The organism is Aquimarina sp. AD10 (assembly GCF_003443715.1).
Lineage (GTDB): Bacteria > Bacteroidota > Bacteroidia > Flavobacteriales > Flavobacteriaceae > Aquimarina > Aquimarina aggregata.
In genome coordinates this window covers 13,116-27,340 of the sequence record NZ_CP031965.1, presented here as the reverse complement: position 1 = coordinate 27,340, position 14,225 = coordinate 13,116, and the positions used below count along the sequence as shown (strand labels likewise).

8 protein-coding genes are annotated in these 14,225 nt (G+C 32.7%); 5 read left to right on the top strand and 3 right to left on the bottom strand.

Translation table 11 applies throughout. From position 1 onward, the window contains the following. Positions 1-3 precede the first annotated feature (3 nt). The 5 genes from D1816_RS00095 (at position 4) to D1816_RS00075 (ending at position 7,983) form a co-directional block, all read left to right on the top strand. On the top strand, positions 4-1,668 hold the full coding sequence (locus tag D1816_RS00095) for a RagB/SusD family nutrient uptake outer membrane protein (protein ID WP_066311365.1): 1,665 nt from the start codon (positions 4-6) through the stop codon (positions 1,666-1,668). A gap of 29 nt (positions 1,669-1,697) precedes the next feature. Continuing rightward, positions 1,698-2,819: a SusE domain-containing protein gene (locus D1816_RS00090; RefSeq protein ID WP_066311367.1), complete on the top strand. Its 1,122-nt coding sequence runs from the start codon at positions 1,698-1,700 to the stop codon at positions 2,817-2,819. 25 nt (positions 2,820-2,844) lie between these two features. Next, positions 2,845-4,290 carry an alpha-amylase gene (locus D1816_RS00085; protein ID WP_118500735.1) on the top strand — a complete coding sequence of 482 codons (1,446 nt, stop codon included), beginning with the start codon at positions 2,845-2,847 and terminating at the stop codon, positions 4,288-4,290. Positions 4,291-4,484: 194 nt separating this feature from the next. Continuing rightward, a complete protein-coding gene (locus D1816_RS00080; RefSeq protein ID WP_066311371.1) occupies positions 4,485-6,689 on the top strand; it encodes a peptidase domain-containing ABC transporter in 2,205 nt (734 codons plus the stop codon). Position 6,690: 1 nt separating this feature from the next. Then, positions 6,691-7,983 carry an HlyD family secretion protein gene (locus tag D1816_RS00075; protein ID WP_066311374.1) on the top strand — a complete coding sequence of 431 codons (1,293 nt, stop codon included), beginning with the start codon at positions 6,691-6,693 and terminating at the stop codon, positions 7,981-7,983. Between the two features lie 47 nt (positions 7,984-8,030). Here the strand turns inward: D1816_RS00075 and D1816_RS00070 are convergent, their stop codons facing one another. From D1816_RS00070 to D1816_RS00060, 3 genes are all read right to left on the bottom strand, one after another. After that, positions 8,031-10,007 carry a tetratricopeptide repeat protein gene (locus tag D1816_RS00070; RefSeq protein ID WP_118500734.1) on the bottom strand — a complete coding sequence of 659 codons (1,977 nt, stop codon included), beginning with the start codon at positions 10,005-10,007 and terminating at the stop codon, positions 8,031-8,033. A 256-nt stretch (positions 10,008-10,263) separates the two neighbouring features. Next, positions 10,264-12,138: a DUF885 family protein gene (locus tag D1816_RS00065; RefSeq protein WP_118500733.1), complete on the bottom strand. Its 1,875-nt coding sequence runs from the start codon at positions 12,136-12,138 to the stop codon at positions 10,264-10,266. A gap of 23 nt (positions 12,139-12,161) precedes the next feature. Continuing rightward, positions 12,162-14,012, bottom strand: a complete 1,851-nt coding sequence (locus tag D1816_RS00060) for a CocE/NonD family hydrolase (protein ID WP_118500732.1) — start codon at positions 14,010-14,012, stop codon at positions 12,162-12,164. Positions 14,013-14,225: the final 213 nt, after the last annotated feature.

The following is a 14,225-nucleotide window of genomic DNA, read 5'->3' as shown; positions in this document are numbered from 1 at the left end:
GAAATGAAATTATATAAGAATTTTTTATACGCATTTCTATTTATTGGCATATTCACTTCTTGTGAAGGAGATTTGGATATCGAATTAGAAGATGACGACGACTTCTTGGCTGAAGATGTATTTGCTCAACCAGGAGGTTATGAGCGTGCTATAGCTGGAGTTTACGGTAATTTATCGGTAGTAGGTCTTATAGGACCTGGTACTTCAAACATTGCTGGTATCGATGCAGGTACAGGTAATTATATTAGAGGATTATTTAATCTACAGAATTTATCTACAGATGAAGTGATATTCAATTTTGAAAATGACCCTGGTATACGACAAGTACAGAAAAATAGTTGGGACGCCAATAATGTTCTTGTATTAGGTTTTTGGGCCAGATCAACTTTTGAAATTTCTCTTGCTAATGAGTTTCTTCGTCAAACTACAGATACTAAATTAGACGGACGAGGAGTAGATGCCGCAACAAGAGATGAAATTAGAGTTTATCGAGCAGAAGCACGTGTACTTAGAGCTTTGGCTAATTATCATCTACTAGATTTATTTCGTAGAGCTCCTTTTGCTACAGAAAATGATGCTGTAGGATTTACTAGAGTTCCAGAAATAGAAGGTCAGGAATTATTCGAAAATATAGAATCTGAATTATTAGCTGTAGAAGCAGATTTATTAGATGTAGCACCAGCTAATACGCTACAATATGGTAGAGTAAATAAAGGAGTAGCAAAAATGATTCTTGCTAAGCTTTATTTAAATGCTGAAGTTTATCTAGGTGATGGTAATGGTAGATATGCAGATTGTTTACGACTTTGTCAAGAAATTATTGATAGTGGATATTCACTCACACCAAATTACACTTTCAATTTCCTTGCAGACAATGATACTAATGGTGCCCAAAATGAAATCATTTTTCCTGTTATCGCAGATGGCGCTACAGTAAGAAACTTTGGGGGTGCTGGAATCTTAATTCAAGGACAACAAAATGCTGATGCTTCTCTTCAACCAACACCTGCTTCTTTTGGTGTCGGAGGTTTTGGCAATCTATTTAGAGTACGTAAAGAACTTTCTGAATTATTTGTAACAAGTACATTGTTTCAAAATGATGCAAGAAATAGTCTTGTAACGCAAGACATTAGTGCTGATCCTGATAGTACTGATCCTCCTGTAGATAGAGATATTAATATTGATCCTGACTTTACAAACACGGGTACAGGTTATTTAATGGCTAAGTTTTCTAATTTAACCTCTACAGGAACACCAGGAAAAGATGCAACATTTGTTGATACTGATTTCCCATTGTTTAGACTAGCCGATGTGTATTTAATGTATGCCGAAGCTCAATTAAGAGGAGGTGGTGGAGATCGTGGTCTTGCCCTTGGATATGTTAATGATCTTAGAGAAAGAGCTTTTGGAGACACTTCAGGAAATATTACGGATCCCGAATTAACTTTAGATCTAATCATCGATGAAAGAGGAAGAGAACTTCATTGGGAAGCCCATAGAAGACAAGATCTTATCCGATTCGGTCTATATACTGGTAGTACATATAATTGGTCTTATAAAGGAGGCCCACAGAATGGATCTTCAATATCAGAGAATTTTAAGCTATACCCAGTTCCATCTTCAAGTAGATCAGCAAATCCAAATCTTGGACAAAACACAGGGTTTTAATAAACAATCAAAATTTAATTTATACAGTCATGAAAAAGATATCAATTTTAATATTTGCATTTGTAGCTTCGCTATGCTTCAATGCATGTGTAGAGGACGAAGAACCAACATTTGTAATTCAACCAAATCAATCTGAAGGTCCATTAATTGTTACTGCTAATTCATCAGTGACTCTTAATAAGGATTTAGCAGACGAACAAGCATTTACTATGGTATGGGATGATGCGGGTTATAATATCGATACGCCTATATCCTATTCTATTGAAGCTGGTGCAGCAGGAACAGATTTTGCAACACCAGAACAAATTGCGGTAACAACTAGCCGTTTTTATTCATGGACCGTTGCAGAGCTTAATGGTATTGCATTAACGTTAGGATTAGCGCCAGATACAGAAGCTTCATTTGAACTTCGAGTTACTTCATCATTAGGAACTAGTGGAGGTGCTGCATTGACGTCAAATCCAATTGCCCTTACAGTAACACCATATAACACAGTAGTTGTTCAAAAAGACCTTTTCTTAGTTGGTAATGCTACTGCACCTGATTGGAATAACGGTAGTGAAGCTAGTCAGCACCCTAACCCTGCAATCGTAAGAGATCCTAATAATAAAAATTTATTTACATATACTGGTAAATTTTTAGGAGGATCTAATGCGTTCAAACTTCTTGAAATCACAGGGCAATGGCAACCACAATGGGGAACCAATGATGGTAGCTCATTATCTGTAAATGATGGTACTGGTTCTGATCCAGGTACTTTTAGTGTAGCAACAGACGGTTTCTATACATTAACTGTTAACCTTGACGATAACACGTTTTCTATTGCCGATTTTGATGCTAGTGCTGCCCCGACATTCACAACAATTGGTATTATTGGTGATTCTACTCCTGATGGATGGGACTCGGATACAGACATGACGCAATCAACTTTTGATGAGCATTTATGGTACATATTAGGTGTGAATTTGGTAGATGGAGAAATGAAGTTCAGACATAGTAATGATTGGCCAGGCAACTGGGGAGGTACCACTGGAGTTAGTGGTAATGCTACAACAGATGGTAACCCTCCAAATATCCCTGTAATTGCAGGTACTTATGATATTTGGTTTAATGATCTAGATGGTGGTTACATTTTTATTCCAAGAGGATAGATACTTATAAATTTAAAAAGTTGAAATGAAAAAAATAATAAATATATCAACCAAAACTATCCTCTTACTAGGAGGGTTAGTTTTTGGGTTGACAGGTTGTTCTGATGATGATGACTCTTCTAATACTACAGAAACCATTGTTACTAGTCAGTCCTTAAAGATGGATCTAAACCAATTTAAAAGAGAAGATGCCGGCATATTTATGCAAGCTTTCTATTGGGATGTAGAGCCTAGAGGAGCTTGGTACGATGAAGTGAGTAAAAGTATTGAAGATTGGGCCGCTTCTGGTATTGATAGAATATGGCTAGCACCTCCAGGAAAAGGAGCCTCTGGCGGATTCTCTATGGGATATGACCCATCAGATTATTTTGATGTTGGCGACTTTGATCAACATGGCACCGTAGAAACTCGTTTTGGTTCTAGACAAGAATTAGAAAACTTAATTCAGAAATCTCATGATAATGGATTAGAAGTTATTGCTGATATTGTTATGGGACATAATTCTGGTGGAGGAAAACAAGCCAATCCTTTTAGAGGTGGAGATGAAGTTTTTTCTTTATTTAATGAGGCAAATGGTAATGCATCTGGCAAATTTAATCGTACTAATGAGCATTTTCATCCTAATGATATTCATGAAAAAGATGAACAAGATCTTTTCTTTGCTGAAACAGATTTATGTCACGATCAACAATATGTTCAAGATTGGTTTTGGGGTAGAGATGATTCTGTAGCATCATTTTACAAAAACACATTAGGGTTTGATGGATGGCGTTTTGATTATGTTAAAAGTTTTGGAGCACAATGGGTAAAAGCATGGAATGATAAGATCGGTGGGTTTTCTGTAGGCGAAAATTTTGACGGTAATGAACAAGTTCTTAAAGACTGGGTTGATGCATCTGGGTCTCCGGCTTTTGATTTTGCATGTTTTTATAGATTAGATGAAACCTTAGATAGAAATAAGGATCTTACTGCATTAGGTGACGCAGGAAATATGCTAAGAAAATTAGACCCTGCAATGGCAGTTACTTTTACTGCCAATCATGATACCGAAAAAGATGAAAACCCTGATAATAGAATAAGTTATGGAAACAAACTATTAGCCTACTCTTATATCCTTACTCATGATGGATATCCTACTATCTTTTATTTAGACTATGAAGCTTTTAAAGGGCAACTTAAAACCTTGATGGAAATTAACAGTACTCTAGCTGCTGGAGACATTGAAATTCTTGAAGCGAGTAAAGATGAATATATCATGAAAAGAGGAGGTAACGGTACTAACCCAGGGCTAATTCTTTATATGAACATTAGTAAACAACCTAAAGAACGTGTTGTTAAAACAAACTGGATTAATAAAAAACTAGTAGACTATACTGATAACACAAGACTTACTCCTACTACTGATGCAGAAGGTAACACTACCATATATGCGCCCGCAGGAGGTTATGCAATATGGTCGATTACAAAATAATCTAGTAGTAGATATTGACTAATCAACCAATAAAATGGTTAAAAAGAGTGCTAAATTAGCACTCTTTTTTTATTCAAAAAATAACTATCATCCCTCTATTTAATAGATTCACGAATAGAAATAGTATAATAAAAAGTAATTTCTTTTATTTGTAAGATCATTTTACACAAAATCAATTTAATTAAAGACGCTTAATGTCAAAATTTCCATTTTATCGACAAGCAGAATCTAAAGATTGTGGACCAACTTGTATTAAGATAATATCAAAACATTACGGAAGAGTTCTTAATACACAAAAACTTAGGTCATTAAGTGAAACTACCAGAGAAGGAAGTTCACTTTTAGGTCTTAGCGATGCTGTAGAAGAAATTGGTTTTAGATCTTTAGGTGTAAAGCTTTCGCTAAAAAAATTAGATGAAGTTCCTCTTCCGTGTATTATACACTGGAACAAAGTACATTATGTCGTTGCTTACAAGATAAAAACCACTCGAAAAGGTGAAATGACCATCTATGTTTCTGATCCCGCACATGGCTTGATTACGTATACAAAAGAAGAATTTGTTAAAGCTTGGATTGGAAATAATGCGGATGAAAATACAGAAGAAGGTGTGGCACTATTATTAGAACCAACACCCAAATTTTATAATGATAATATTGATGAAAAAGATGAGAAGTTTGGTTTCAAATTTATCTCGAAATATGTTTTCAAATACAAGAAATTTCTCTTTCAACTAATTTTAGGTCTAATAGCAGGTAGTTTACTTCAGCTTATTACTCCTTTCTTAACCCAGAGCATTGTAGATGTTGGTATAAAAAATCAAGATATCAATTTTATATACCTGGTTCTTATCGCAATGCTATCCCTATTTATAGGTAGAACTCTTATAGACGTACTTAGAAGTTGGATTTTATTACATTTAAGTACGAGAATTAATATCTCTTTGATATCAGATTTTTTTATCAAACTTATGAACCTCCCCATCTCCTATTTTGATGTAAAAATGACAGGGGATTTACTACAAAGGATAAATGATCATAAACGCATCGAGCAGATATTAACCATGTCTTCGTTAAATGTATTGTTTTCTATGGTTAATCTTATCGTATTTAGCATTGTATTAATTTACTATAGTATACCTATTTTTGGAATTTTTGCTTTAGGAAGTACAATATATTTTGTGTGGATTCTTGTTTTCTTTAAAAAACGTAAAAAACTAGATTACAAACGCTTTTCTCAAATTAGTGAAGAACAAAGTAAAGTAATCGAACTAGTAAACGGAATGCAGGAAATAAAGTTGCATAATGCTGAGAAAAGAAAGCGTTGGAATTGGGAGTTTGTACAAGCAAAATTGTTTAGAATTTCTATAGAAAATTTAGCTTTAGAACAATATCAAAGTGTAGGATCTTCTTTTATTAATGAGCTCAAAAACATACTTATTACTGTATTTTCTGCTAAATTAGTGATCGATGGAGATATTACTATTGGTATGATGTTGGCTATAACCGCAATTGTAGGACAATTAAATGCACCTATAGCTCAATTAATAAACTTTCTTCGTGAATTACAAGATGCGCAAATTTCTCTTGAACGTTTAGGAGAAATTCATAATAAAGAGAATGAAGAATATCCGGGAGATGAGAAAATAAGAGAAATACCCGAAAATTCAGGATTTAATATCAAAGATTTAGCCTTTAGATATGTTGGTTCTGATAAACCGGTACTCGAAAATCTTAATCTTTCTATTCCCGCAAACAAAATTACGGCTATTGTAGGTGTAAGCGGAAGTGGAAAGACAACACTTATGAAACTACTACTTAAGTTTTATGAACCCGGAGAAGGGCAAATTTTTATTGGCTCACATGATTTACATAATGTATCGCAAAAATCATGGAGAGATCATTTTGGAGTAGTAATGCAAGAAGGATACATTTTTAATGATACTATTGCGAACAATATTGCTATTGGAGAAGATTATGTAGATAAGAAAAAATTGGCCCATGCCGTAGATGTAGCAAACATCAAAGACTTTATAGAATCTCTCCCACTATCTTATAATACAAAAATAGGAATGGAAGGTGTTGGATTAAGTACGGGGCAAAAACAAAGGCTATTTATTGCCAGAGCAGTATATAAAAACCCTAAATTCTTATTTTTTGATGAAGCCACTTCTGCATTAGACGCAAACAATGAAAAAGTGATCATGGAAAAATTAGATACTTTTTTCAAAGACAAAACAGTAATGGTCATTGCACATAGATTAAGTACTGTCAAGAATGCACACCAAATCGTGGTATTAGATAAAGGAGAAATTATTGAAGTTGGAAATCATACCGAATTAATAGCTAAAAAAGGGAATTATTATAATTTGGTAAAAAATCAATTAGAACTCGGAAAATAATATGCCTGATAATTTAGACGACATACAATTAAGAAGTGAAGAAGTACAAGAAATCTTAACTCGAGTTCCGCATTGGATGATTCGATGGGGTAATCTTCTTATATTAATCTTGGTCTTTTTGCTATTATTTCTCTCTTGGTTGATTAAATATCCAGATGTAATACCTGCTGAAGCAATAATTACAACTCAAATTCCACCACAAAAAGAATATGCCAAAGTAAGCGGCAAAATTGAATCTATCTTGGTAAAAGATGGCCAAATCGTTCCTGAAGGAACACCTCTTGCCATTTTAAGAAATACGGCTAACTATCTTGATGTATTTAAACTTAAATCTATCATAGATACGGTTACTATTAATAGTCAATCTTTCAATTTTCCTATAAATGACATGCCAATTCTATTTCTTGGCGATATCGAAACAAGTTTTGCAATTTTTGAAAATAGTTATTCTGAATATTTACTTAATAAAGAATTAAGACCGTTTTCTAATGAAGCCTTGGCAAATCAAACTTCGTTATCAGAATTATATAGAAGACAAGAAAGTTTAAGAGGTCAAAAAAGAATTGCAAAAACAGAATTAGATTTTAAAAGAAAAGATTTCAAAAGACAGCAAGATCTATTCGAAAAAGGTGTAATCTCTGCTCAAGAATTCGAAAGTAAAAAAATAGATTTTCTTCAATCTGAAAGAAATTATGAGAGTAATAATGTCCAACTCTCACAAATTAATGAAGGTATTAGTGCAGCAACAAAAACATCCAGAGGCACAGAAATAAATCAACAAAAAGAAGAAATCAACCTACGCAAAAAAGTATTGCAATCTTTTGATCAACTTAAGAAAAGTATTAAAGATTGGGAGCTTCAATTTGTGTTAAAATCGGATATAGAAGGTCGTGTATCTTTTCTTAATTTTTGGGCACAGAATCAAACTGTTTCATCAGGAGATCTTGTTTTTATTATTATACCCTCTCAAGACTCTTCATATTTAGCAAAGGTCAGAGCACCTTCTCAAAATTCGGGTAAAATAAAAATTGGACAAGTTGCTAATATAAGACTAGAGAATTTTCCTGACAACGAATTCGGAACATTAAAGGGCACTGTTAAACATATACCTTTATTTCCAGACAAAGATGGTTTATACCTTATAGATGTAGCGTTACCTGAAAAATTAATTACAACTTATAATAAAGAAATCCCTTTTAAACAAGAAATGCGAGGATTGGCTGAAATTGTAACAGAAGATCTTAGATTAATAGAACGTTTCTTCTATCAGTTCAGAAATTTGATGGATAAATAATTATTACTTCAGTTTTTTTAATTTAAACCTAATTAATCATCTTCTCTTCAAGCAGCTTTGGGTAGTGAGATACTAAATATGCTTCCCTCTCCAGGAGTGCTTTCAACTTTAATTTCACCTTTATTAAGCTCTATTAATTCTTTACAAATTTTAAGTCCTAGACCAGTTCCTGTTTCATTTTGTGTTCCCTCTGTGGTGAAAGTATCTTCGGCGAACAACTTATGGATATGATCTGGATCTATACCAACACCGGTATCCTGAAAGCAGATTTCGTAGCGATCTTCTTTCTCTTTTGATAACAATGCAATAGAGTCACCTGGATTACAGAATTTAATTGCATTAGCTATTAGATTTTGAGCTACGATATCAAACATATCCTTATCTGCAAATATCATTGTAGAATCTAATTTATTAATTAGTTTAATATCCTTTTGTTCTGCTTTGGGTTTAAAAAATGTAAATTTACTACCTATAACCTCAGCAATATCAAATGTGGTTGGCTGAGCATTAAGTTCTTTCATTTGAGACTTTGACCAATTAAGCAAATTGTTTAATAAAATAGAAGTCTGGTGAGTTCTATTAGCAAGTATTGGCACAATCTCTTTAAACTCTTCTGTAGAAATGATCTCTTCTTTCATAAGATTAAGACTACCTTCTAAACCGTGAATTTCGTTTTTAAGGTCATGAGAAATTATTGAGAACAACTTATTTTTAACCTCATTAGATTCATTTAATTCTTTTATATATCTTTTTCTTTCTTTTCTTGTTCTAATAATCATAATTAGAAATACAGATATGATTAAAAATATCCCGATACTAATAAATGCTAACAATCTATACGTAAACAATGTCTCTTTGGTCTGTCTTTCTCTTTTTTCTTGTGCATCAATTACCTTAAGCTGTTCTAACTCTGCTTTGTAATGCGATTCGGTTTTTTCAATTTTTCTGGCTGTTGCTTCAGAGCTACTTTGATTAGATAATTCTTGATATCTTTTTTGCCAAACAAAGGCTCCTGCAAAATTACCTTTTGCCGAATCCAATTTTGCCGCGTATTGATAGTTTTTGAGCAATAAAGGTGTCATTCCTAACGCGGCAAACTCTCTTCTACTCGTACTAAGTAGGTTTTCTGCCTTTTTAAAATCTTTAGTTTCTATCGCTATTAAACCTAATTGTTGTTTTGCATTAATTAGTAAAGGTTTCCATTGTGCTATTTTACCTGTTACCAAGGTTGAATCATAATATTTTTTTGCTGTTTTATAATCTTTATTAAATAAGGCTACTTTTGCCAGTATGCTATAGGATTGGGCCATACTCCTACTATTATTATCCTTTTTACCAATGTCTAAAGATTCTAATAATATACTTTTAGCACTATCCGCCTTTTTGTTATCAATATATAGAAGAGCAAGATTATTCATCATGATACCTACTCTATCTAATCTCTTTTTCTTTTTAATAATTATTGACTTATTGTAATATTTTTTTGCAGATTCAAAATCTCCTAAAGCTGCATATACATTCCCTAAATTATTAAAACTATTGGAAAGGCCAACACTATCTTGCTCTCTCTCATATTGTGTATTTGATTCTAGTAAATACTCTGCACTTTTTTCAAAATTTCCTCTTTTCTGTTCTATAATAGCTCTGTTATTATTTGTAGTAGCAAGGCCTAAAGTGTACTTAATCTTATTAAAATATACAGCTGCCATTTCATAATGCCTAAATGCTTTAACGCTTTGATCAACAGAGTTATAAATGGTTCCTATTTGATTATGCATATCCCCTATTCCTTTATCATATCCAATGTGCTTAGAAATTTCTAAAAGTGTATTACTATAAGTTAGTGCTTTGTCAGATTCTTTATTATTAAAAAGATTTTGGACCTCACGACGAGCTTTTTCAAAATGAAGAGTGTCGGACAGCGTTTTTATTTCTGGAATTATATCATCTAATATATGCTCTTGCGAAATACAATTTGCATACGATACTAGTAACAATACGAAGGTTAAGCAGGCTTTTTTCATGTAGTCTATTTTAGGGCTTTAATAGATTAAATGCTATTTAATATCTGCAAAATACACAAAATATTAATATTTTATCATTTTTGTAGTACTATTCTTTCATTTATTTTATGGTTTTACCATAATTTTAGTACGTTTTAAATCCAATTGCTTACATATATCGTTACTTGAACTCTTAATTCAGCACTAGTATTTATAAAAAAACCCCTTATACAATCATATAAGGAGCTTTTATTTATTATAATCTCAATCTATTGCATCACGGTTTTACCTGACCAGTACTGTTTTGAGATTTTCTCTGCTCTACCCAATCATCTACCAATTCACTTAAAATAGTAAGAGGTACGGGACCGTTGGTTAGAACTACATCATGAAATTCTCTAATATCAAACTGGTCTCCTAATTGTTGACGTGCATTCTCACGTAACTCAAGAATCTTATTCATCCCAATTTTATATGCCGTTGCTTGACTAGGCATTACGATGTGTCGTTCAACCATTTTTATAGCGTCACTCTCTGCGTTAGGAGTATTATCTACATAATACTTTATTCCTTCTTCCCTAGTCCATTTTTTTGCATGTATTCCTGTATCAACAACTAATCTACAAGCTCTCCAAAGTTCCATTGCCAATCGACCAAAGTCAGAATAAGGATCATTGTATAATCCAATCTCTTTAGGTAAAAGTTCTGTATATAATCCCCAACCTTCGGTATAAGCTGTATATCCTCCAAATTTTCTGAATTTTGGAATATCTTTTAATTCTTGAGCTATCGAGATTTGCATATGATGTCCTGGAATACCTTCATGATATGCTAATGCTTCCATCTGATACTTAGGCATTGCTCTCATATCATATAAATTTGCATAATATGTTCCTGGCCTTGCTCCGTCTGGTGTTCCTCTTTGATAGAAAGCCTTTCCTGCACTTTTTTCTCTAAAAGGTTCAACCGCCTTTACTATAATATCTGATTTTGGTTTGGTAATAAACAATTCATCTAATCTAGATTTCATAGTATCAATTAATCCTACTGCTTGTTTCAAATAGGCAGCTTTACCTTCTTCATCATTCGAAAAATAGAACTTTTTATCTTCTTTCATATATTTAAAGAAATCCTGTAGCGTACCTTCATACTTTACCTGTGTCATGATATCTCTCATTTCACCATGAATTCGCTCTACTTCTTTAAGGCCTAAATCATGAATTTGATCTGCAGTTAAGTCGGTAGTAGTTGTTCTTTTTAATGCATTATTATAAAACGCATCTCCTTTAGGAAATTTCCAACAACCATCTTCTGTAGTTGCTCTTTTTTGTTGATCTTCTAATAATGTGATAAGATTTTCGAAAGCGGGTTTCACACCTTCTAGCAATGCTAAATTTGCATTATTCAATAAAGTAGTATGTTCTTCTTCAGAAAGTTCTAACTTTAAAATTTTACTTTTAAAATCTGCTAGAATAGTGCTCTCTTTATTTGATTTATCAAAGGGTTGTCCTTTGATAATGTTTCGACTATCGTCTAAAACTTTAGCAAACACAAACTTTGGTAGCATGATAAGATTCTTTTCTCTCATTTTAATATTATCTACCACCTGTCCAAATAACTCTTTAAAACCATTTAATCTTGAAATGTAAGCCTCTGCATCGGTTTTACTTTCTATTCTATGCATATTGATCATGAATGCCGGAATTTCTGCTTGCATACCATGCATCTGATTAACAGGGTAATCATAGAATCTATATTTAAAATCCTCTATCTCATTTTCTAAGCTCTCTTTTAATAGCGCAAAACTTAATGCAGTATCTTCGTTTAGTAATGAAACATCGACAGAATCTTTTAAATATGCTAAACGTTCTTTGGTGCGTTCTAGGTCTTCTACTTCTTTTTTGGATGACATATCATCCCATTTACCATAATCTTCTGTTTTAATACCTAGCCTAGTTTGTAACATAGGTGATCTTAAAACCTCTTCTTTGAACTGCGTTTCGAACCAATCATTTAATTTTTTAGAATTATCTTCTATTTTCTGTGCAGAAGATATATCATCTTTTTCTAATGCTTTTACTTCTTGTTTGCAACTATAAACTACAAAGAAGATGGAAAAAAGTCCTATACCTATTTTAATTTTATTAATCATAGTTTGTTAAAGATTGGGGTTAGTTACTTTAAAATCGAAAATTCTATAGCAGAATCATGAAATACTTTATGTGTTTGCTTTGTAAAATCTGATGCTTTAGCTTTGAAAATATTAGGTACAAATGTTTGTGGATTAAGATCAATTAACGGAAACCATGTACTTTGAACCTGAATTTGTATTTTATGTCCTTTCTTAAACGTATGATGCACGTCTTGTAATTTAATATTCACATCCGTTTTTTGATTAGCTACAAATGGTTCTGGTTTTGTAAAACTATTTCTAAAGCGTCCTCTCATTACTTCACTTCTTACCATCATATGATAATTAGCCATTTTAAGGTATTCTTGTGTTTCTTGAGTATCTTCGGCATCATTAGGAAAAACATCAACCAATTTTACTATCCAGTCTGCATCTGTTCCCGTTGTAGCAACTTTCAATTTAGCTAAAACCTCTCCAACAAGTGTCATATCTTCTGTAAGGACAGGTGTTTCATACACTAAAACATCAGGTCTTCTTGCTGCGAATCGCTGATCATCTGTCATATATTTTCTTGGTGTGAATACCATTTTTATATCTTCAGAATATGGTACTGGCTTTTTAGGATCACTACTAAATTCTGCAAAATTAGATCCTTTACTTTCTGACAACTTATCGTTTTCTGCTAAATAGAATGCTTTTTTCTGGGCTGCAGCTGGTGGCCAACTATCATATGATTTCCATTCTTTTTTACCCGTATCAAAAATTTGAATCTCTGGTAATCCTGTTTTATCATCACCGTTTCCTTTTAAAAAGTGATTAAAGAATTTAGTTTCTATATTTTTTTGATATTTCATTGATAATTCATCTCCAAAATACACATTCCCAACGGCTTGTCTTTTCTTAGTACGAGCCCAATCACCATGACTCCAAGGACCAAAGACCATAATATTATAATTATCACTACGCTTTTCTATATTTTCATAAGTTTCAAAGGGGCCATACAAATCCTCTGCATCAAACAAACCACCTACAACCATTACCGCTGGTTTTATTTTTTCTAAGTGTTGAATTATTCCTCTTTTTTGCCAAAACTCATCATAATTAGGATGTTCTTTAAGCTGTGTCCAAAATACATTATCCTCTTTGTAATACTCATCTAGATTACTAAGAGGTCCTATATCTTTAAAAAATTGATATTGGTCTTTACTTGGTAAGTCAGAAAACTTATACCATGGTTCTGATACTGGTTTTGTTTTTTCATGACCAAAAAGTGCTGTAACTCTCCAATAACTTAATAAGTACGCTCCATTGTGATGAAAATCATCAAAAAAGAAATCTCCAATACACGCTTGCGGAGAAACAGCTTTAAGCGCTGGATGCGCATCTAACAAAGAATATGTGGCATAAAAACCCGGATAGGATATCCCCCATACGCCTACTTTTTTATTCGTATTTTCTACATTATTTATCAACCAATCTACCGTATCATAAGTATCACTTGCTTCGTCAAATTGTTTTCCTTTTTTGTTTGGTATATAAGCCCGCATATTATCATAAACGCCTTCACTCATCCAACGTCCACGTACGTCTTGATAAACAATAATGTTTCCTTCTTTCATTAAAAATTCATTTGGTCCTATTTTAGAACGAAACTCGTCTTTACCATAAGGTCTAGAACTATATGGTGTTCTTTGTAATAAAATAGGGTATTTTTTTGAAGTATCTTTTGGAGAATATATTGTAGTATGAAGTTTGATTCCATCTCTCATAACAATATCTACTTCTTGTTTGGTATAATGCTTTTTAACATCATAACTTTCAGTTTCCTGAGCAAATGTGGTTAAGGTAAATAAGAGTAATGCAGTTCTTAAAAAAATGTATTTGATCAATCGCATTTGTTATAGTTTAGTTTATTGCTGAAGATAAAAAAATGGAATTGTGAGTAAGATAATTTAAGGAGATTTTAACACCTTATGAATCTACAGGGTTTGTTTTATCTCGTTTTTTAAGTTTTACTAAAAAAGACAAATAAATATAAGGGGGCTATATTTACTGAAAATAAAAAAAGCCTTTGACAAAATTGTCAAAGGCTTCACAAAAGCAACTGC